Origin of the sequence: Vibrio campbellii CAIM 519 = NBRC 15631 = ATCC 25920, from assembly GCF_002163755.1 — a bacterium.
GTDB lineage: Bacteria > Pseudomonadota > Gammaproteobacteria > Enterobacterales > Vibrionaceae > Vibrio > Vibrio campbellii.
In genome coordinates this window covers 1385665-1405636 of the sequence record NZ_CP015863.1, presented here as the reverse complement: position 1 = coordinate 1405636, position 19972 = coordinate 1385665, and the positions used below count along the sequence as shown (strand labels likewise).

Genomic DNA, 19972 nt, shown 5'->3' with positions numbered 1-19972 from the left:
CTTAAAATGAGACGGCTAAATACAAAAAAGCGTACACAAAGATCATGTGTACGCTTTTTGCTTAGTGAGAAGAAGTGATTCTATTAGTCAGCTTGAAATGACAGTGGAATCTCTGCTAATTGATTACCTTCATTCGCAGGGAAGATAAGGTATTCGCCGTGGTATTTCACCATCGATTTGTAGTCGGTTACTTTGTGAACCATGTAGCCTGCTTGCGATGCTTTCTCAACAAAGTCCGCATGGTTACCACGAACAAACCAACTCATCGGTTTTACCAGTCGCTCACCATCAAAACAGCTTTCACATTGGTCTGCACACAATGCCAATGAGTTCTGCCCTTCAGTAAAGATTTGTACTTTACCGCAACCAACTAGTTGCTCAGATGTAGACACTTCCCAGCCAGCCTGTTCCATAAGATCCAAGAACGCTTCAATGTCAGAGTCTTTGATAACTTTAGGCTCTTCACCTTCAGGGAAAAACTGCGCGTAAAAGCCAGAGATACGTTTGAAGATGAATAGCAAACCTGCATCGTTACCTTTTGAACGACCAGCTTTCTGCCAACGTGTTAGGTCATCACCCACTGTGCGCCCAAAGCGTTGTGATTTCAGCGCCTTTGTGACCCAACGTACCAAGTAGTGGTTGTTAGCAACTGGCGCGTTGGCCAATTTGCCTGAGCGGTGCTCTTGGTCTAAATCTGCCAAAGCAGCGTTAACTAAGTTTTGAATTTCTTTGGTGTAATTAGACATTACGCCTTTCTTCCTAAAGTCCAATAAAACAGTGCAGACAGCACTGAACAAGCAAACATAACGATAACCATCGGCCACGCAACAGCGCCTGGCATTGCAGCAACGAGCGCACCAACCAGTGAGCCAGTGCCAAATCGCAGTGTACCTGCAAGTGAAGATGCCGTACCAGCCATGGTTGGGTATCCACTCAACAGCAGAGCCATTGAGTTACTACCAATCGTAGACAAAGTACCGATAAACAGCACAACAAAAGGCACCATGCCCCACAAGCCAAGGTCAAGCATCCAGCCGACAAACAGGCCAATACCCGCAATCAACTGCACGGTTAGTCCGAAACGTAGCATGAAGTGCGAGCCGACCTTTTTCACCATGCGACCATTTAGACTGGTCATGATAATCATCGCTACGATGTTCAAACCAAATAGGTAACCAAATTGGTCAGGTCGAACACCATATAAATCAATATAAACAAACGAACCCGCAGTCAGGAATGCAAACATACCAGAGAACGAGAACGCACCTGAAAGCATCAAACCCAATGCCTCAGGGTTAGAACACAGGCGTGCATAGTTACGAATCGTGGTTCTGAATCTTAGTGGCTGACGGTTTTCTGGCTTAAGCGTTTCTGGGATCATCCACAGAACAAGCAAAATCACTACAACAGCGAAGATAGCGAGTACCCAGAAGATCGAACGCCAGCCGAGCCAAATCGCTAGATGGCCACCAATCATCGGCGCTACCAAAGGCGCAATCGTAATCACCAAGGTCACGAACGACATAGCACGCGCGAAATCTTCACGGTCAAACATATCACGCACGACCGCTTGGATGATCACAGCAGCCGCAGCGCCAGCGAAACCTTGCGCCGTACGCACATAAGTTAGCGCATCGATACCGTTAGTGGTCGCACTGACTACCGCTGCCAAACCAAAAAAGAGCACACCTAAAATGAGTACAGGTCGGCGACCATAGCTATCCGCTAACGGACCATGAATCAACTGACCTATCGCAAAACCTGCCGTATAAGCCGTTAACGTAATCTGTACCGCACCTGGGGTTACACCAAGATCTTTCGCGATGGTTGGCATAGCAGGTAGGTACATATCGATAGCAAGTGGCGTCAGCGCACCAATTGCACCGAGTACAAGAAACAATAAAAAACTGATTTGTGACTGGGGAGCACTTTGGGCTTTTTCTGTCATTGCCTTACCTCTTGTTGTGTCCTCCCATCAACATTCCACATTGATTGAGATAGATGATTGACGCTTCTCTCACCCTGAATCCGCAACAGTCACGAATTACAGCGCATAGTCTCCTTACTATTGAGAAGATCATAAAAGACGAAAGTATACCAAGATGGTCTTGACTAACTCGACGCTAAAACCTGCATGATCAGTATGCAGAACGACAAAGTAACCGAGCTAAAACGAAGAGGCGGTGATATGAACACCGTCTGTACTTATCGTCAGTAAGGACCAACAAGAGAAAAGGATTTCTCAGACTAAATACAGTTCTGCCTGCGTTTACGAGCGGCGAATAAGCATCTTACTCAGACACTAAGACTTATTTGGTAGGAACCACCATTCTGAGTGATTTCTCATCAAAAGACTAGTTCCTATCAGGAATCAAACAATTTCCCAGAACAGTGATTATTTCCAACCAGATTGAGTTATTTTACAACTGATTCAACTTCTTCTTCTGTTAAGAAGCGGTAATCACCCGGCTCAAGTGCTTCATCCAGCACAATAGAACCAATACGTTCACGGTGAAGATGTTCAACCTTGTTACCAAGCGCAGCAAACATACGTTTCACTTGGTGGTATTTGCCTTCCACAATCGTTAGCAGCACTTCGTTTTCGGCTTCGTTCACGATCTCAAGATGTGCTGGCAGTGTTGGCTCACGCTCATTGCGTAGCTCAATACCTTCGGCAAACTTCTCAACGTAATCAGGTTGAATCGCATCCACTAGCCATACGCGGTACGTCTTCTCACATTTGTGTTTTGGTGACGTAATACGGTGCGACCATTGACCGTCGTCTGTGATCAGCACAAGACCGGTAGTGTCCACATCCAAACGACCAGCAAAGTGCAAGTTTTCTACCTTTGGCTCATCCAGTAGAACGAACGCCGTTGGGTTGTGCCCATCTTCATGCGAACACACAAAGTCCGCAGGCTTGTACAACATGATGTAACGAGGGCCAGGAGCACCAACTTCGCGTCCTTCCCATTCAACCACACCACCTTCTGGTACTTTGAATGCACCACTCTTTTGTACCTCACCATCAACCGTTATTTCGCCACTTTTGATGATCTTCGTTGCCTGCTTGCGAGTCGCACCCAGTCCATCACACAAATATTTATCTAAACGCATGAATACCTCTAATGTTTAAGGTCGGGTATTATAGCGATCCTAATTCGAATAGTTGAGCAATTTCACAGATTTTCATGTACACCCTTCGCCCCTACCAAGCCGACTCTGTAAAAGCGGTAATTCACTATTTTCGTAAACACACCACACCAGCGGTCATTGTGCTACCTACTGGTGCGGGTAAAAGTTTGGTCATTGCAGAGTTAGCAAGGCTTGCCAAAGGTCGAGTACTAGTACTTGCTCACGTAAAAGAGCTGGTAGAACAGAATCACGCCAAGTACGAAGGTTACGGACTAAAAGGCTCAATATTCTCGGCAGGTCTCGGACGTAAAGAGACCGATCAGCAAGTGGTGTTTGCCTCGGTTCAATCCGTGGTGCGCAATCTGGATTCTTTCAAGAATCAATTTTCCTTGTTGGTGATTGACGAGTGCCATCGCGTGCCAGACGAGAAAACCAGTAGCTATCAAAAAGTGATCACTCATCTAAGAGAGCTCAATCCCGGCATCAAAGTATTGGGCTTAACCGCCACACCTTATCGCTTGGGTATGGGATGGATTTATCAGTACCACACCCGTGGACAGGTTCGAACGGAAGAATCACGCTTTTTCCGCGACTGTATCTTCGAGCTCCCTATTCGTTACTTATTGGATGAAAACTTCTTAACGCCTGCTCGCATGATGGACGCCCCCGTCTTATCTTATGACTTCTCGCAGCTAAAGCCTGCCAATACGGGTCGGTACAAAGAAGCGGAAATGGACATGGTGATCGACAAAGCCAAACGTGCGACGCCACAAATCGTTGAGCAAATCATTCAATACGCCAAAGAACGCAAAGGCGTAATGGTGTTTGCAGCCACGGTTCGCCACGCGCAAGAAATCCACGGCCTGTTGCCAGAAGGTGAAACCGCCATCGTCATTGGTGATACGCCAACACCCGAACGTGATGCCATCATTCAATCGTTCAAGAATCGTGAGATAAAGTACTTGGTCAACGTGTCCGTTCTGACCACGGGCTTCGATGCACCACATGTAGATTTAATCGCGATTCTTCGCCCTACCGAATCCGTCAGCTTGTATCAACAAATTGTTGGCCGTGGTTTGCGTCTTTCGGAAGGCAAATCAGAATGTCTCGTGCTGGATTACGCTGGCAACAGCTATGACCTGTACCAACCTGAAGTCGGTGACCCGAAGCCAGACTCCACCAGCGAAATTATCACCATTCCTTGTCCGGCTTGCGGATTCAATAATAACTTCTGGGGCAAATTAGACAGTAATGGCTTTTTGCTTGAGCACTTTGGCCGTCGCTGCCAAGGATATTTTGAGGACGATGAGACAGGAGAGCGTGAACACTGTGGTTATCGCTTCAGAGCGAAATATTGCGGTGAATGTGGCGCTGATAACGATATTGCAGCGCGTATTTGCCATGAATGCGATGCCACACTCGTCGATCCAGATAAAAAGCTTAAAGAAGCATTGAACCTCAAAGATGCGCTTATCTTTGAGTGCACAGAAATGGAGTTGTCAGTGTTCAAATCCAATGATGGTAAGTCACAATTGAAAGTGACCTACTCGGGTGAAACATATCAAGGAGAAGGAAATGCACTGGTTCACGAGTTCTGGTCACTGAATACCAAGAAACAGAAGCAAAGCTTCAAAGACCAGTTTGTTCGTCCCCACCTTGCAGATAAACATCGTCCGTTTGAAGAAGCGTCGCCAACTAAAGTAGTAGCCAACCAGCATCGTTTCCGTCTGCCGCAATTTGTTATTGCCCGTAAGTCAGGCCGCTTCTGGAAGCTGCGCGATAAGATCTTTGACGACGAACTAAGATAAGCGAATGCTCACTAATTCACTTTCTGTTCATGTACAGCACGATATAATCGTCGTAACTCATTGAAAAAGGCTTTGCTATGTCTATCTCCTTCACTCCGCGCAAACTTTCCGTGCTGCTAGGGTTAGTACCGCTTTTATTGTCTGCACCAAGCTTTGCGTCTCACCATGATCATCATGATGACAAAGACGGCCATGCCATTGTTCGTGACGTCGAAAAGCCAGGGACACGAATCGAGTTCGATGAAGATCAGGATGAAGTCTATCGCGCGGTTCAGAAAGGCTACATTCGCCCTTTTTCTGATATGTATGAAGCAGTGGAGAATGATCTGTATGGGCGTATTATTAAGGTAGAGCTTGAGGAAGACGATGATGAATGGGTTTACGAGCTGAAAATCTTGTTCAATGACAGTGTGATAAAAGTGGAATACGACGCCGCCACGCTAGAAATGCTCGAGATAAAAGGACGTAACTTCAACAAAGCCCTCAAGCCACAATAACTAAGTGTAAATAATTACTAAGCATAATAAGAAGAAAGAATATGAAAATACTTGTTGTCGAAGATGAACCTCGCCTAGGCGAACAAATTTTAGAAACGTTGGAAAACAATGGCTGGGTGCCAGAACTTTCCCAAGATGGCATCGATGCGCTTTACCGTGCTACCTCAGAAGAATGGGACGCTATTGTGCTAGACCTAGGCTTGCCGAAGCTAGATGGTTTAACGGTTCTAAAAGGCATTCGAGATGAAAACATTAATACACCAGTTGTGATTTTAAGTGCCCGTGACACATTATCTCAACGTGTTGAAGGTTTGAATGCTGGCGCCGATGACTACCTGACTAAGCCATTTGAAATGGTTGAGTTAACAGCTCGACTTCGAGCCCAATTGCGCCGCGCTTCGGGTAACGCCTCACCTGTCATGCAGATTGGTGACTTGAGTTTAGATACACGCTCCTCAAAAGTACTGTGGCAAGGACAAGCGGTCAGCTTAACCGCGCTGGAATATAAAGTAGTTGCGTACTTCATGCACAACCCAGAAAAAGTCATTTCTCGTACCGAATTAGTAGAGCACATCTATAAGCAAGACTTCGACCGTGACTCAAACACCATTGAAGTTTTCATTGGTCGTATTCGTAAGAAAATCGCGCCAAAGATCATCAAAACCGTCCGCGGACTGGGGTACCAACTGAATGCCGAGTAAACACAGGCTACCTATGCACATTCTTAAGCGGCTGAGTATAAAAAGCCGCTTAGTACTGGCGGCGGTTGTCTGGCTAACGGCTATGATCCTCGCTGCGGGAGTAACGATCCCCACCCAAGTGTATAGCTATATGGTGGATGATACTCGCTCCCAATTGAATGTCTACATGGACGAGATTGCCGCCCAGCTCGAAGTCGACAGCCAAGGCCAACTCACTCTCTCTACCCAACTTTCCGACCCTAGATTCAGTCGCCCATACAGTGGCCTTTATTGGAGTGCTTCCACCAAAACAAGCTTAGAACGTTCGCGATCGTTGTGGGATAAGAGAATTGAGTACAAAGGATTGGATAAAGACGCCTTTGGCGCTCGTGATGAAAAGCTTATCACGTTGAAAAAGACACTTTACCTGCCAGATTACGACGGTCCCATTGATGTCATCATCGGCATTGACGAAGATCCAATTGAAGGCACAATCCAGTCTTTAACGGGGCAGCTTTGGATCATTCTAGGATTGCTCTTTGCTGGTGTTCTTGCGGTTATCTTGCTGCAAATCGCGTGGTCTTTAAGCCCGCTAACCAAGCTGCAAAGAGAGTTAGCCGAGCTTAAATCAGGCAATAAAAAAGGCTTGGAAGAAGAGTACCCGAAAGAAATTTCCCCTTTGATTTCTGACCTTAATGCCCTGCTCTTTCACTATCAAGAGCTGCTTGAACGTGCCCGTAATCATGCAGGAAACTTATCTCACGCGCTGAAAACACCGCTTTCCGTTTTAAAAAACGAGGTGCAAAACTTCACGCCTGAAGAACAAGAACGCTTGAACGCGCCAATCACACAAATCCAACAACACATCGATTACCACTTAGGTCGCGCTCGTATGGCTGGCTCTATGAATATTCTTTCGGTGAAATCGAACCCTTCAGAGCGCGTTGATGCCATATCCATGGCGTTTGACAAGGTATACGTACACCGTGACGTCACACTGATTAACGAGCTTGATTCTGAATTGAACGTCGCCGTAGAGAAAACCGACCTAGATGAGATGGTGGGTAACTTGCTTGAGAACGGCTACAAGTGGGCCAACAGCATCATTCGTGTTCATTCAACGCTAGATAAGGACAATATTCATATTATCGTTGAAGACGACGGCCCGGGAATTCCTGCCGAGCAACTATGCCAAGTCATAAAGCGTGGCTACCGACTGGATGAAACCACACCAGGTTCTGGTTTGGGCTTAAACATTGTCAGTGAAATGGCACACAGTTACCGCGGCCAGCTTGAACTATCAGAGAGCAAAATGGGCGGTTTAAAAGCCACATTGATTCTGCAAAAGAGCCGCGCTTAAGCAACTCATATCTATCACCTACACCTGTTATTTACTGCAAGGGTTTAAAATGGCACTTATCGAATTATTCGCTAGGTGCCATTTTTATATCTAGATAACTTTTTGGTTGGATAAGTTTATGGCTAATGATGGCTCGCTAATCAACAACACGTTTCCATCAGAGTAATAGTCATGCTTACTGTCCATTGCAACAGGCTGTGCCAAAGAATGTAACTCTCCCACTAGCCTTAAATGACTGGCTTCAATTTGATTCGCTAGACGATCCCTTTCGCTGTCCACATTAGGATCTATTCGATGCAAAACCGTCACAATGCCCGAATAATGCGCCAACTTTAGACCGTCATCGTAACTAATCGCACCCACCCAAATCGGTTGACCTGACTTTGATTCTAACCCCGCTGGCCACCAGCGTACATGAGAGCGTTTTAGCAAACTTCCTGGCTCTTGAAATGCCATCGCTTGTGGTTTGCCATTCCAAAACAAATCCGACACAGGTGGCAGCTTTTGCTTTAATAAGCTCGCATAATCTGCCAACTCAATGTCGTTTCTTGAAAAGGTTTGATTTTCTAGCCAACCGAGTTCTTGCATTAAGGTTCTCGGTGATTCACCGACGTAGACCAAATTTACGGCCTGAGCGTCAAACACATTCGAGCGCCCCGGATAAACCTTAAAGCCGATATCATTAAGGACTATCGATTGATTTCCAGTGACATCGGTTTGTTCAATATTGTCGTCTGCTAGATAGAAAAAGTGTCCATAATTCGCAGCAACTAAACAGAACACTAAAGCCGTTAGGGATTTGGTCCATTTACGTGACCAGTTTTTCTTCCAAGCCACAAGAGCGAATACAGAAGCGATGAGTACTGAGGCAATAAGAAGCTTATGCTCAACAAGGATGAACTTTATGGAATCAAGTGGAATCCATGTGTTAAGACCCGCAGCAAGCAAATACCCAGCAACGACAAATTGCCCAACACCAAGTATCAATCCAATTGATGAACAGACAGTAAAACGCTTCCAACTCACATTCGCAGTACCCGCCATAAATGGCACGACCCAAGCACCAGGTCCGAGTAAACGAGCAAAGATCAAAATAGCATTACCGCGTTTTTTCATTAACAAACGACAGCGCGCAATTGGACGCCTTGTTTTGGCTTGCCAACGAATCAGCTTCTTCTGTGTTTTAGAGCCAGCACGTTTTCCAATAAAGTAACTGAGTTGATCGCCAATCCAACCGCCCAACAAAACGGCGACGACGCCCCAAATCACGCCTTCATGTAGTTGATAGCCCGCAGCGAGCAAAAACGGCTCGCCCGGGACAAAGAGATTAGGTCCAATCGTCGAATCAAGGAGTGCTCCGAAGAACAGACTGATAGTCTCCAGCATGCAGCCTCCGACGATTATGAATGCTGGTCTTTGTAGTGACCGAATTTGTATTCCATTTCGTTGTTACGCATCTCACCAAAGAAGAATCGTCGTACATTGGCTTTGAAATAGGTCATACCCATTTTAAAGAAACCATCTTGATCCAAACGACGCGGGTCAAATGCAAACGTCATCGGTAAAAAACGGAAACGCCAAGTTTTTGAAGCACGCTTCACGTAATCGCAATCTTCACAAAGCGTAATGGATTCATCAAAACCATTAATCTCGTTATGCACACGTTTGGTAGAGAAAATACAAGCACCTACCGCCGTTGGGAAAGTGTACTGAGTAATAAACAAACCCGCGTTAAACACCCAGTAACCCAACTTATGCGCCATTGGCAGATTTTTTGAGCCCATGTACACACCAGCAACTTCTAGCTTCGCGTCCTCAAGTTTACTCATAGCGCGGCTCAAAAAATCACTCGGTAAGCGTACGTCCGCATCCAAAAACAGAATACGTTCATATTTCGCCAGTTCTGCACCTGTGTTACGACCTAGACTGACACCACGCGTATCCATATGATGCACCGTCAGTTCTGACAATGCGCTTTCGTAAGCTTGTGCAACTTCACGAGTCGAATCTTCGCTGTTCGAATCCACCACGATCACTTCAAAGTTCTGGTGAGTTTGTTTGGTTAAATCTTCAAGTAGTCGACCAATACGTTTTTCTTCATTAAGGGTAATAATCACGATACTGATAGGATTCATAATGTGCTCCATTGAGGTTGTCCGTTTATGTACGATGGAGAATAGAACCGACTGACTTAACAGTTACTGAGGTCAACATTCATTTTGCGTTCATTTTGTGAATAACAGATGTCGTTAATGAATGAATTAACTTGGAAAGAGGATTGAGTCCTAGGCAAATCAAAACGTGCTGACAAAAAGCCAAATAGGTTAAAATCAGCGCAATGCGGACAAAGTTTTGCCGACACCGCAAAACAGACACTCTTCTTAAAGAAGAATTACTGGCTTTTTGGTGATTTAGGTACAATTTTGGTTGCTGAATGTAGATCAGGATGATAGTATCCGCGCTCGCTTGAACAGTTCCTGTTTCAAGCTTTACTACGAACACAAGGTCGCATTGTGTTTGTAAAGTTTTATTTTTTACTAATTTGAGAGTAAATACTATGAAATTCGAAGCAGTAGTACGTACTGAACTAGGTAAAGGTGCGAGCCGCCGCCTACGTCACGCTGGCAAATTCCCTGCAGTTGTATACGGCGGTGAAGAAGCAGCAGTTGCTATCGTTCTTAACCACGACGACATCGTTAACCAAATGGACAAGCCTGAGTTCTACGAAGGTATCGTTCTAGTGATCGACGGCGCTGAAGTTAAAGTTAAGCCGCAAGACGTTCAACGTCACGCTTTCAAGCCAAAAGTTGAGCACATGGACTTCATCCGTATCTAATTCCCTACCAAGGAATTAACGGATAAAATCCAAACCTTTTGCATAAAGATTATCGGACTTACCAACCGAGACATCTAAAAAATTTCAAAACCCCGGAGACTTACCACCTCCGGGGTTTTACTATTTAGGGCAGAAGAAAATGTCCCCTACTCTTCGAATCTGATAAACAACTCTCGAATCGACCAAGTTTTGCATTGAGTATTTCAGTGAAAACGAATTTCAGCTGAGACAATTAGGTACGCGCTATGTACTTCACCAGCGTCACATCGTTCAACGTCATGTCATCAATCACTTCCGACTCTTCCTCACCAGAGCGCACAAAACCACACTTCTTGTAGAAATTGAGTCCCTGCTTATTGGTATCTAGTGCCTTAAGGCTAATTTGCATCACAGGCGTTGAGAGTAATCGTGTTTCCAATTCATCAAACAACGCACTGCCTGCTCCTTGCCCAAAATACAATGGCGACACATAGCAACAGGTCACAATCGCAGTTTTGTCTTCGCTGGAGTGATTAGGCAGTTCATAACTTAGAAAGCCGACGATCTCTTTCTGCTTCTCTACAACAATGAGGTTTGCCAGTTGCTCTGTCATTACTCGCGTCCACATTCGCTCTCGACGCTCTCGAGTAAACTGATCAATATAGCTCTGTGGCATCAGTCCTCTGTAGGCAACCTGCCATGAATCAACGTGTATTTTGGCGATCTGGTTCGCCTCACCTCTCACTGCATTTCTAACTGTATATCCCATTGCCTGCCTTGCTTATCACTCCGGAGTAAATACTCTTTGACGACTGTACGCTTCAAAACCCAAAGATTGACACAACTTTATTGAAGGCGTGTTTTCAATATTCACTCGATATCTAACTTTACGCTGCCTAAACTTCACCTCACTAACTAAATGAGCAAGCAGCCGTTTTCCATATCCTTTACCTCTTGCTTCAGGAGCAACCAATATGGATAAAGACTCAAACGGTTCTTTCCCTTTAAAACAATAAGAAGCAAGCACAGCGACCAACGCTTTGTTATCGAAAATACCATAAAAGAAATGGCTATCGAGGTCGAAATCCGCTTTGAGGATATCTTCTTCACTCATTCGACTTACAAACGATTCAAGTAACTCGAGATCAGACTCGATAGAGAGAAAATGTATCCCATCGTCTTGATTGATTTTGCCGTCATTAAATAAATAATAGTCGACATCGTCATATTCACAGAACAATTGCTTATTATTTAATCTTTTCTCGAGTTCACTTGGCTGAACATGTTTAATTTTGTCCCATAGATTTTCGGGGCAAGATATAAACGTGCAGCCGTCAGATTGGTATAAAAATACAGCACAAAGATCGGAGAACTTTTGCCAATAGTGAGGGTCATATGAATAGCCATTGTACAAATTACAGCTCACTTTGAACTGCTTTTGCCAAGAGCAATCGATTTCCGCGGAAAGCGTGGTTGTTTTTTTGAGCATCCCTTTCTCTCAATACAGTGTACAGCAAATTATAACTATTTATTTCTCAAGCAGTAATGAGACATAATTTTGCTAAAATAATCATCAAAATTCGCTTTATATCTCACCAAAACCTGTATTGATTCACAAAAACAAAACACTTTCAGTTAAACTGCTCACGTATTTAGACACAAAAGCAATAACCACCTTCCAAAATACAATTTCTGTTTATTTGGCGACATGCCTTGCAGGCCTGTTAATTCCTGTATCCGATAGAACTGTAAATAAGATATAGATCACTAAAGTTTCACACTAATTCCGTATATTTCACGGCCGTAACAATAACAAAATCACAAAGAAAGGATCCCTTATGAAGTTTTCCAAATCCCTTTTGGTACTTTCGGTCGGCGCTGCGCTAGCAGGATGTGGCTCAGACAGCGACAACTCTCCAGTGACCTGTGACACAGCAGACTCTTGTACTAAGTTCACGGTTCTACACACTAACGATAACCACGGTCGTTTCTGGCACAACAGTGATGGCGAGTACGGCATGGCTGCTCGTAAAACGCTTATCGAGTCAATTCGTGCAGAAGTTGCTGCAAACGGCGGTGAGAGTATTCTTCTATCTGGTGGTGACATCAACACAGGTGTACCAGAGTCAGATATGCAAGATGCAGTACCAGACTTCGTAGGTATGAACCTGATTGGTTACGATGCAATGGCAGTGGGTAACCACGAATTCGATAACTCTCTAGATGTTCTAGACATGCAAGCTGAGCTAGCAGACTTCCCTATGCTAGCAGCGAACATCTACAAGAAAGATGCAGACGGTAAAGTAACTGACGAGCGTTACTTCGACCCTTACAAAGTATTCACGATTAACGGCCTTAAAGTAGCGGTAATCGGTCTTACAACAAAAGACACAGCGAAACTGGTAAACCCAGACAACGTTGCTGATATCTACTTCGAAGATCCACAAGTTGAAATCCAAAAAGTACTTGCAGAAATCGAAGCAAACGAAAAAGTTGACCTAGTATTTGCTACAACTCATATGGGTCACTACCAAGATGGTCAACACGGCAGCGAAGCACCTGGTGATGTTCTACTTGCACGTTCTCTTGAAGAAGGTGAACTAGACGCAATCATCGGTGGCCACTCTCAAAACCCTGTATGTATGGAGCCAGGTACCAATAACTACGCTGACTTCAAACCAGGTGATGACTGTACGCCAGATCAACAAAACGGCACTTACATCATGCAAGCGCATGAGTGGGGCAAATACGTAGGTCGTGCAGACTTCGAATACTACGATGGCAAACTTCACCTAGCGAACTATGCTCTGATCCCTGTGAACCTTCTTGATGATAACGATGAAGTTATCGGTGAATACATCAAGCACGATGCGACAGTGAAATCGATCCTTCTACCTTACCAACAACAAGGTCAAGACTTGTTGGATGTTAAAGTTTCAGAAACTGACGGCAAACTTGAAGGCGACCGTGGCGTAGTTCGTTCACAACAAACAAACCTTGGTCACCTATTGGGTGAAGCGTACCGTACATACAACCTAGTTAACGCTGACTTCGGTGTAATGAACTCAGGTGGTGTGCGTGATTCAATCCAAACTGGCGACATCACGTACCGCGACGTACTAACGGTACAACCTTTTGGTAACTTCGTAACTAAAGCAACCATGACGGGTGCAGAAGTGAAAGAGTACCTAGACGTAGTAGCAACTAAGTCAGCAGGTTCTGGTGCTTACGCTCAGCTGGATAACATCAAACTGACTGTTAACTGTGACGAAAGCGACGTAACGATTACAGACATCAACAATAAAGGTTTCGATCCAGCAGCGACGTACACCTTCTCTGTAATCAGCTTCAGCGCTGCGGGTGGTGATGATTACCCAATTATTGATGTTGAGTCTACGCAAATGACAGATGCATCTGTACTACGTGAATTCTTCGTTAAGAACCCTCAGATTTCTGCAGAAGATTACAACAAGAATCTAGGCAACATCGAATACTTTAGCAACGGTGAAGCGGTGAAAGGCTGTCCTGCGACAGGTAGCTAATCTGCACTATTCTTGTCTACACTTAGATGTTGACAGCCATTCGGTTGCATAACAATCGAACCAAAGGCGTGTCAGACTCACTCTAAGACCAACCGGAGCCCAAGCGGCTCCGGTTTTTTTATTGGAGCTAAATCTCTGATAAAACGCCACCTTCACAAATCGTTCAAAAATTGTTCATTTGTGTTATTGACGCCCCTGTTCGAGACTTCTATGTTTGATAAGGTCTTTCAAATAAGCAGATTCATTAACTGAGTTTTAGGAGTCTTTTTGATTCACACAGAAAATGATTCTGCGAAAGATGTGAATGGCGTTACAAACACTGCTCTCAAACAATTTGTCTCTCGGACTTCAAACGAAAGCGATGAGCTTCTACGCTCCCGCTAATGAGCAGCGATCTGAACGCCAATGTGTTCAAACTGCTGCCATCGAGTTCTGGAGGTCAAAAATGAAACGAGCCAGCAACAGCTATAGACTGCAATTAATTAAAGAAGTGGTTACTCGTAGAGAGCGTGAAGCGTGTACTGACCCAATGGCAAAATACATTCACCAATTGATGGATGAATTGCCCACAAGTAAATTAGAGGTAGAACAAAATCACCGCTTTGCTGGGAGTCACTTCGACGAACAAGCAGGAGGCTGGGTAAGCGACCAATGGTCATTAAAATAACGCCAATCGCTCATATTGTCGGGCGAGAAAATGGATAGGAATTTCCCGGCTCTCTTTTGGATAATCATTTCAAACTGGGCCGGGAATCGTTATGAAACGAGAACGATAGGATGAATAACTAGAACAGATCTTGTTGCGGTGAGGCATCATCATGAGGCAACTCTGTTTTCCCCTTCCCTGCTAATACCTTTCTTCTGTATCGCTGACGACACAGCTTAATGACGTGCAACTGCTGCGCAGGAGTAAAACTCAGCCAATTAAACCGCTCTTCTCTTTTACGCATGCATCCCTTGCAATAACCTTTTTCGTCAGACGTACAAACTCCAACACAAGGACTTGGGACGGTAAAAAACTCCAATTGCTCCATGCTCAACCCGTTCTTTGGTTATCTCATCAAGACCCGATTCGCTTATAGTCGAATAACCATAAGAAATTTCGAAGTTTTCGGTGAATTTCAATACCGAGAATGGGATCTCTGTTATAAAATACGCCGTGTTTAAAAACATACGAAACCATAACCGTATGCTGACAAAAACAGTGTTTTATTACCTATACTTACCACGTTTTCTAAAAACGGAGTCAATAAAATGAAGCTTAGCCTAAAAACGTTAGTAGCAGCAATCTCACTTCCAGTTCTAATGACTGCATGCGCTAGCAAAGGTGACAATGTGAAAGAAATTACGGCTCAAGATCTACAACACCACAACTGGCAGTTGGTTCAAATCGATGGCAAAAACATCGCTGCAGAAGAGCGTCAAGCTCCTCGCCTAGAGATTGGTGAAAACCTAACTGCAAACGGCAACGCTGGTTGTAACAACTTCTTCGGTCAAGCAGAACTGAAAGACAACCAACTACGCATCGAGAAAATGGGCATGACCATGAAGATGTGTATGGAAGACCAAATGAAGATTGAAAAAGTAATGTCTGAAACGCTTTCTGATTGGAGCGACATTACTCTGACTAACGAAGGTCTAGTATTGAAAAACGCAGACCACGAACTAACTTTCGAATTGCGTGACTGGGTAAACTAATCCCGTATTCGTTTTGAGGCAATCGGTCTCTGACAGAATAAGTATCTAAAAAAGCAGCCAATGGCTGCTTTTTTTGCTTCTAATGTCCCATACCTTGTTTAGCAAGCTTTTCTGGATCGTCATAAACCGCGTAACGATCAATCATATCCAGCGTCGCTTCGTTCATGCCGGTCACGGCGACTATCGAGCCCCCTTTTCGAAACTTAAGAATAGCTTTATCCAGTGCCGATATCGCGGTGATATCCCAAAAATGCGCATCGGATAAATCTATCGTGATATATTTCGTCGCAGTATCAAAGTCGAACATATCGGTAAAGCTGTAAGCGGAAGCAAAAAAGATTTGCCCATGAACTTTGTGAATCGTATGGTCGTTATCGACAATAACTTCATCCAACACCTTCATCAAGGTACGGCTTTGGTTCACATAGAAAACACACGCTAATAAAACGCCCACCAGAACACCGATTGCGAGATTGTGGGTAGCCACAACAGCAATTACCGTAGAAACCATAATCACGTTCGTCGGCAAGCTGTGCTTGCGCATATCCGCAAGAGAGCGCCATGAGAAAGTGCTAATTGCTACCATGATCATCACTGACACAAGTGCCGCCATCGGGATTTGCTTTAGGTAATCCCCCAAGAACACCACCATGACCAGCAAAAACACACCGGAGCAAAGCGTTGATAAACGTGTTCTACCGCCAGACTGAATATTGATCATTGACTGACCAATCATCGCACAACCAGCCATCCCACCAAACAGAGACGCGACCATATTCGCAATGCCCTGTCCTTTGCACTCATCATTCTTTTCACTTTGGGTATCCGTAAGCTCATCCACAATGGATGCTGTCATTAATGATTCAAGTACACCAACAATGGCTAATGCTAACGAATAAGGGAAAATGATTTGTAGAGTTTCGAGGTTGAAAGGAATATCGGGAATCATGAACACAGGGAGCGCGCTGGGAAGTTCACCCATGTCGCCAACGGTGCGAATATCGATATCAAACATCAACGCAATCACCGTCACCGAGATAATGCACACTAATGGAGAAGGCAGCATTTTTCCGATTTTGGGTAAGTATGGAAACAGATAAATAATGGCTAACCCTAATGCTGTCAAAGCATAAACTGGCCAAGAAACGTCAGTCAGTTCAGGCAGTTGAGCCATGAAAATCAGAATTGCCAAAGCGTTAACGAACCCTGTCATAATAGACTTGGATACAAAACGCATTAAATCCCCTAGCCTCAAATAGCCGATTAACAGTTGCAGCACACCAGCGAAAAACGATGCGGCAAGCAAGTATTGCAAACCATGATCTTTAACTAAGGTGGTCATCAATAACGCCATCGCTCCTGTTGCCGCGGAAATCATTCCGGACCTTGAGCCTGTAAACGCAATCACGACGCAGATGGAAAACGAGGCATACAAACCCACTTTAGGGTCGAGTCCCGCAATAATAGAGAATGCGATAGCTTCTGGAATGAGTGCCAGTGCTACAACAACTCCTGATAAACAATCTCCTTTAACATTGTTGAACCAAATATCTTTTGTAAATTTAAACATAAATCTCTCATAAACGTATTGCCTTAATTGGTGCATTGCGCACGGTGAAGGGAGTGATGCAAACGCATCTGAGAGATCGTTCTAGGGCGGACTAATGAGCAAAAAGCACCTTCCTTAATCGTCAATTAAAAAGTCATGGTTTCCTCGAAATGAGTTTCCTCGATATGGACAGTCAAAAAAACAAGACCGGCCTCATCAGAGGTGTGCTTTATATCACTTCAAAAATGTAATTTGTAATAAATTCTTACAAAAGTAGGTAAATACACCTACAAGTAACAATAAAAAAGCGCCTCTTAAAGGAAGCGCTCCAGCATGAGTAACACTGTGTTATATCAAAGTTTATTTTAATTTTAGCATCAGAATGACTGCTGAGAATAAGACTCCCCGTCAAAGCCACTCAGTTGCTCATACGCCTTAGACAGAATTGCAATCCCGATAATGGTGACTACAAAGCTTAGTAGGCTCATTAAGAAAGGCAGTTGCAAAAACGCCAATGGCGACATAGCCAACCCGAACAGAAGCGACACTAAAATAACCACGCTCATCATGTACCAAGTATGGCCTTTGGTCAGATTCCATGCGTAAGGGAAAGAGACACCTTTACCAATAGCAATCGCTGGAAACACCAGTACCAGTCGACAACAAATAACACCTAACACTAGCAACGCGATAGCGGCAAGTGCCACATTAATCATTGCGAAAAGCGCCGCAACCGCGACAACAGCGATTGTCATTGCCAAGTAGTGGCCAATAAACCACATTTCGATCTTTCCAAAGGTGAAACGCCCCCACTGAGGTACCGATTGAGGGCCTTTCAAAATGATGCTGTGTACGTTGATAGCCACAATGGCAGACAGTAATGCCATCAAAATTTGTACTAAGACAGTAGCACCGTCACCTTCTGATTTGCTCAAGAGAAGATCCAGAATAATTGAAAGGAGGATGGGTAACGCAGTTGCTTTTGAGATCGCTTGTTTATGAGTACTCAGAGAAGAAAAAGCGCTTTTAACGGTATCGACAAACATAGTTAAGTTCTAGCCAAGATTAAGGTTTATTCTGGTTGCTGATGTTATCTTCCCGATATCAATTGAGCAAACCTTTCCCTAAATATCATTTGGTTGCAATGAACATTTCGACCTAAATACTTTCATTTATCGATACCAAAACAAACTCAAACTGACTCGAGTATGTGGGGTCACGCCGTATTGATAGTAACATTCGTATTTACGTTTATTTTCTTTACAGGGCAGCGCGTTTAACAATATGGCAGGCCTTGTGTTGTTTGACATGTCTCTCATTCCAAAATATATCGCGAAGAAAAAAGGCATCAACATGGAAGAATTAGCGAAGTAATCCGGTCTATCCATTATTGACGCCAAAAGAGTGCGACTTATCGGGAGTTGCACTCTTTTCATTGCTACTAATTTGCTCACACTTTGCCCTTCAATTGGTGACTTTTAAGGCCAAAAACTGACGTGGATTGGTATGACCTCACAAGGCGAGTAATTCTCTGAATCTATTATCAAATTCGCGTTGATAATAAAGCGAGATAGATTACTATCCACCTTGAGGGAAAGGAGCTTGCAGCGTGGTTTATACCCATAGTTTTAGTGCTGAAAAAAACGATTTTCATCGCATTTTTCATCACATGGGTATACAGAGCTCCAAAATGAAAACAAAGATAAATAAACACGGATTACGTATGAAAAAGCTACTTAGCACCATTGGCATTTTAGCCACCACTTTTGCCACCTCCTCTTTCGCCGCTTCTCACTCAGAAGAATGGCAAAAAATCGAACAACAAGCTGACGGTCAAACCGTTTATTTTCATGCTTGGGGTGGCAGCCAAGAGATCAACCGCTATCTCCATTGGGCACGCAAAGAGCTTAAATCTCGCTACAACGTGACGCTTAATCACGTCAAAGTCACTGATATTTCTGAAACCACTACTCGTCTTATTGCTGAAAAAGCCGCAGGAAAAAACAGCGGCGGCAGTGTTGATATGGTTTGGATTAATGGTGAAAACTTCAAGTCAATGAAAGACAACCAACTGCTGTTTGGTCCTTTCGTAGAAGGCTTACCAAATTGGCAATATGTAGATAAAACTCTACCTGTTGACGTCGACTTCTCAGAGCCAACCGATGGCCTAGAAGCACCTTGGGGTGTCGGCCAACTCGTATTTATTCACGATGAAGGAACTCTGAATAACCCGCCTCGCTCTTATGCAGAAATGCTGAGTTACGCTAAAGCGTTTCCGAACCGTCTGACTTACCCTCGCCCACCAGAGTTCCATGGCACTAGCTTCATTAAATCTCTGCTCATTGAGTTGAGTCACAACAATCCAGTGCTGAAAAAACCAGTAACGGAAGAATCATTTAAAGCCGTCACACAACCACTATGGGCATACCTAGATGAATTCCATAAAGTGGCATGGCGCGGTGGTAAGCAATTTCCTGGCGGTACTGCCGAGTCCATTCAACTGTTGGATGACGGTCAAATCGACCTAGCGGTGACCTTCAACCCGAACGCGGTTTTCTCTGCGCAATCGAGCGGCAACCTTGCAGAAAGTACGAAAGCGTATGCGATGTATGCAGGGGCACTGTCGAACATCCACTTCTTGGCGATTCCTTGGAACGCAAATGCCAATGCAGGTGCACAAGTTGTTATAAACTTTTTATTAAGCCCTGAAGCGCAATCTCGCAAAGGTGACATTAATACTTGGGGTGATCCTTCAGTGCTAAGCAGCCAATTCCTAACGGGGACGGCTAAGAATACCCAGCAATTCAAATCTATCGAGGAGCCACATCCTAGCTGGCAAACCGCGCTAGAAAAAGAATGGCTGAAACGTTACGGGAATTAATACACAC

General features: G+C 44.4%; 19 protein-coding genes and 1 pseudogene. 10 read left to right on the top strand and 10 right to left on the bottom strand.

Annotated features, from left to right (window positions below):
* Nucleotides 1-83: 83 nt before the first annotated feature.
* The 3 genes from A8140_RS06720 to rsuA all read right to left on the bottom strand — a co-directional run bounded on the left by A8140_RS06720 (nucleotide 84) and on the right by rsuA (nucleotide 3117).
* Nucleotides 84-746, bottom strand: coding sequence for a DUF2913 family protein (locus A8140_RS06720; protein ID WP_005529221.1), 663 nt, complete (start codon nucleotides 744-746; stop codon nucleotides 84-86).
* On the bottom strand, nucleotides 746-1948 hold the full coding sequence (locus tag A8140_RS06715; RefSeq protein ID WP_005529223.1) for a Bcr/CflA family multidrug efflux MFS transporter: 1203 nt from the start codon (nucleotides 1946-1948) through the stop codon (nucleotides 746-748). The genes A8140_RS06720 and A8140_RS06715 overlap by 1 nt, the downstream gene beginning before the upstream one ends.
* 467 nt (nucleotides 1949-2415) lie before the next feature.
* Nucleotides 2416-3117, bottom strand: a complete 702-nt coding sequence (gene rsuA / locus A8140_RS06710; protein ID WP_005529225.1) for a 16S rRNA pseudouridine(516) synthase RsuA — start codon at nucleotides 3115-3117, stop codon at nucleotides 2416-2418.
* 74 nt (nucleotides 3118-3191) lie between these two features.
* Between rsuA and A8140_RS06705 the strand changes: the two genes are divergently transcribed.
* The 4 genes from A8140_RS06705 to A8140_RS06690 all read left to right on the top strand — a co-directional run bounded on the left by A8140_RS06705 (nucleotide 3192) and on the right by A8140_RS06690 (nucleotide 7480).
* Nucleotides 3192-4943, top strand: a complete 1752-nt coding sequence (locus A8140_RS06705; protein ID WP_005529228.1) for a DNA repair helicase RadD — start codon at nucleotides 3192-3194, stop codon at nucleotides 4941-4943.
* 77 nt (nucleotides 4944-5020) lie between these two features.
* A complete protein-coding gene (locus A8140_RS06700) occupies nucleotides 5021-5440 on the top strand; it encodes a PepSY domain-containing protein (protein WP_005431952.1) in 420 nt (139 codons plus the stop codon).
* 41 nt (nucleotides 5441-5481) lie between these two features.
* Nucleotides 5482-6141 carry a response regulator transcription factor gene (locus A8140_RS06695; protein WP_005442273.1) on the top strand — a complete coding sequence of 220 codons (660 nt, stop codon included), beginning with the start codon at nucleotides 5482-5484 and terminating at the stop codon, nucleotides 6139-6141.
* Nucleotides 6131-7480 (top strand): ATP-binding protein, encoded by a 1350-nt coding sequence (locus A8140_RS06690; RefSeq protein ID WP_032999929.1) that lies wholly within the window; start codon nucleotides 6131-6133, stop codon nucleotides 7478-7480. The genes A8140_RS06695 and A8140_RS06690 overlap by 11 nt, the downstream gene beginning before the upstream one ends.
* Nucleotides 7481-7570: 90 nt before the next feature.
* Here A8140_RS06690 and A8140_RS06685 read toward each other — a convergent pair whose 3' ends face one another.
* Complete coding sequence (locus tag A8140_RS06685; RefSeq protein WP_005529236.1) at nucleotides 7571-8866, bottom strand: LssY C-terminal domain-containing protein; 1296 nt, start codon at nucleotides 8864-8866, stop codon at nucleotides 7571-7573.
* Nucleotides 8867-8880: 14 nt separating this feature from the next.
* Complete coding sequence (locus A8140_RS06680) at nucleotides 8881-9615, bottom strand: glycosyltransferase family 2 protein (protein ID WP_005529238.1); 735 nt, start codon at nucleotides 9613-9615, stop codon at nucleotides 8881-8883.
* A gap of 422 nt (nucleotides 9616-10037) precedes the next feature.
* Between A8140_RS06680 and rplY the strand changes: the two genes are divergently transcribed.
* Entirely contained in the window at nucleotides 10038-10316 is a 279-nt protein-coding gene (rplY, locus tag A8140_RS06675) for a 50S ribosomal protein L25 (RefSeq protein WP_005529240.1), read from the top strand.
* 232 nt (nucleotides 10317-10548) lie between these two features.
* Here the strand turns inward: rplY and A8140_RS06670 are convergent, their stop codons facing one another.
* Entirely contained in the window at nucleotides 10549-11064 is a 516-nt protein-coding gene (locus A8140_RS06670; protein WP_005529242.1) for a GNAT family N-acetyltransferase, read from the bottom strand.
* Between the two features lie 15 nt (nucleotides 11065-11079).
* Nucleotides 11080-11784 (bottom strand): GNAT family N-acetyltransferase, encoded by a 705-nt coding sequence (locus A8140_RS06665; protein WP_005529244.1) that lies wholly within the window; start codon nucleotides 11782-11784, stop codon nucleotides 11080-11082.
* A 349-nt stretch (nucleotides 11785-12133) separates the two neighbouring features.
* Between A8140_RS06665 and ushA the strand changes: the two genes are divergently transcribed.
* Together ushA and A8140_RS06650 are read left to right on the top strand one after the other, a co-directional pair.
* Nucleotides 12134-13837: a bifunctional UDP-sugar hydrolase/5'-nucleotidase UshA gene (gene ushA, locus A8140_RS06660; protein WP_005529245.1), complete on the top strand. Its 1704-nt coding sequence runs from the start codon at nucleotides 12134-12136 to the stop codon at nucleotides 13835-13837.
* Nucleotides 13838-14282: 445 nt separating this feature from the next.
* On the top strand, nucleotides 14283-14504 hold the full coding sequence (locus A8140_RS06650) for a hypothetical protein (RefSeq protein WP_005529248.1): 222 nt from the start codon (nucleotides 14283-14285) through the stop codon (nucleotides 14502-14504).
* Nucleotides 14505-14622: 118 nt separating this feature from the next.
* On the opposite strand, the gene A8140_RS06645 is transcribed toward A8140_RS06650, so the two are convergent.
* Nucleotides 14623-14871, bottom strand: a complete 249-nt coding sequence (locus A8140_RS06645) for a DUF1289 domain-containing protein (RefSeq protein WP_005529250.1) — start codon at nucleotides 14869-14871, stop codon at nucleotides 14623-14625.
* Between the two features lie 220 nt (nucleotides 14872-15091).
* Between A8140_RS06645 and A8140_RS06640 the strand changes: the two genes are divergently transcribed.
* Nucleotides 15092-15535 (top strand): META domain-containing protein, encoded by a 444-nt coding sequence (locus tag A8140_RS06640; RefSeq protein WP_005529252.1) that lies wholly within the window; start codon nucleotides 15092-15094, stop codon nucleotides 15533-15535.
* A gap of 79 nt (nucleotides 15536-15614) precedes the next feature.
* Here A8140_RS06640 and A8140_RS06635 read toward each other — a convergent pair whose 3' ends face one another.
* Entirely contained in the window at nucleotides 15615-17105 is a 1491-nt protein-coding gene (locus A8140_RS06635; protein ID WP_005529254.1) for a SulP family inorganic anion transporter, read from the bottom strand.
* 356 nt (nucleotides 17106-17461) lie between these two features.
* The gene (locus tag A8140_RS06630) at nucleotides 17462-18130 is read right to left on the bottom strand and encodes a hypothetical protein (RefSeq protein WP_005529256.1); all 669 of its coding nucleotides are present in this window, start codon (nucleotides 18128-18130) and stop codon (nucleotides 17462-17464) included.
* A 238-nt stretch (nucleotides 18131-18368) separates the two neighbouring features.
* Here A8140_RS06630 and A8140_RS06625 point away from each other — a divergent pair.
* Together A8140_RS06625 and A8140_RS06620 are read left to right on the top strand one after the other, a co-directional pair.
* A pseudogene (locus A8140_RS06625) lies at nucleotides 18369-18458 on the top strand (TVP38/TMEM64 family protein); the annotation flags it as partial.
* A gap of 349 nt (nucleotides 18459-18807) precedes the next feature.
* Nucleotides 18808-19965, top strand: coding sequence for an ABC transporter substrate-binding protein (locus tag A8140_RS06620; protein ID WP_005529260.1), 1158 nt, complete (start codon nucleotides 18808-18810; stop codon nucleotides 19963-19965).
* The last annotated feature ends 7 nt before the right edge of the window (nucleotides 19966-19972 follow it).

Coding starts and splice junctions, on each gene's coding strand:
- A8140_RS06635 (WP_005529254.1), bottom strand. CDS start 17,105: ATGTTTAAATTTACAAAAGATATTTGGTTCAACAATGTTAAAGGAGAT.
- A8140_RS06670 (WP_005529242.1), bottom strand. CDS start 11,064: ATGGGATATACAGTTAGAAATGCAGTGAGAGGTGAGGCGAACCAGATC.
- rsuA (WP_005529225.1), bottom strand. CDS start 3,117: ATGCGTTTAGATAAATATTTGTGTGATGGACTGGGTGCGACTCGCAAG.
- rplY (WP_005529240.1), top strand. CDS start 10,038: ATGAAATTCGAAGCAGTAGTACGTACTGAACTAGGTAAAGGTGCGAGC.
- A8140_RS06695 (WP_005442273.1), top strand. CDS start 5,482: ATGAAAATACTTGTTGTCGAAGATGAACCTCGCCTAGGCGAACAAATT.
- A8140_RS06715 (WP_005529223.1), bottom strand. CDS start 1,948: ATGACAGAAAAAGCCCAAAGTGCTCCCCAGTCACAAATCAGTTTTTTA.
- A8140_RS06680 (WP_005529238.1), bottom strand. CDS start 9,615: ATGAATCCTATCAGTATCGTGATTATTACCCTTAATGAAGAAAAACGT.
- A8140_RS06645 (WP_005529250.1), bottom strand. CDS start 14,871: ATGGAGCAATTGGAGTTTTTTACCGTCCCAAGTCCTTGTGTTGGAGTT.
- A8140_RS06640 (WP_005529252.1), top strand. CDS start 15,092: ATGAAGCTTAGCCTAAAAACGTTAGTAGCAGCAATCTCACTTCCAGTT.
- A8140_RS06620 (WP_005529260.1), top strand. CDS start 18,808: ATGAAAAAGCTACTTAGCACCATTGGCATTTTAGCCACCACTTTTGCC.
- A8140_RS06665 (WP_005529244.1), bottom strand. CDS start 11,784: ATGCTCAAAAAAACAACCACGCTTTCCGCGGAAATCGATTGCTCTTGG.
- A8140_RS06705 (WP_005529228.1), top strand. CDS start 3,192: ATGTACACCCTTCGCCCCTACCAAGCCGACTCTGTAAAAGCGGTAATT.
- A8140_RS06630 (WP_005529256.1), bottom strand. CDS start 18,130: ATGTTTGTCGATACCGTTAAAAGCGCTTTTTCTTCTCTGAGTACTCAT.
- A8140_RS06690 (WP_032999929.1), top strand. CDS start 6,131: ATGCCGAGTAAACACAGGCTACCTATGCACATTCTTAAGCGGCTGAGT.
- A8140_RS06650 (WP_005529248.1), top strand. CDS start 14,283: ATGAAACGAGCCAGCAACAGCTATAGACTGCAATTAATTAAAGAAGTG.
- A8140_RS06700 (WP_005431952.1), top strand. CDS start 5,021: ATGTCTATCTCCTTCACTCCGCGCAAACTTTCCGTGCTGCTAGGGTTA.
- ushA (WP_005529245.1), top strand. CDS start 12,134: ATGAAGTTTTCCAAATCCCTTTTGGTACTTTCGGTCGGCGCTGCGCTA.
- A8140_RS06685 (WP_005529236.1), bottom strand. CDS start 8,866: ATGCTGGAGACTATCAGTCTGTTCTTCGGAGCACTCCTTGATTCGACG.
- A8140_RS06720 (WP_005529221.1), bottom strand. CDS start 746: ATGTCTAATTACACCAAAGAAATTCAAAACTTAGTTAACGCTGCTTTG.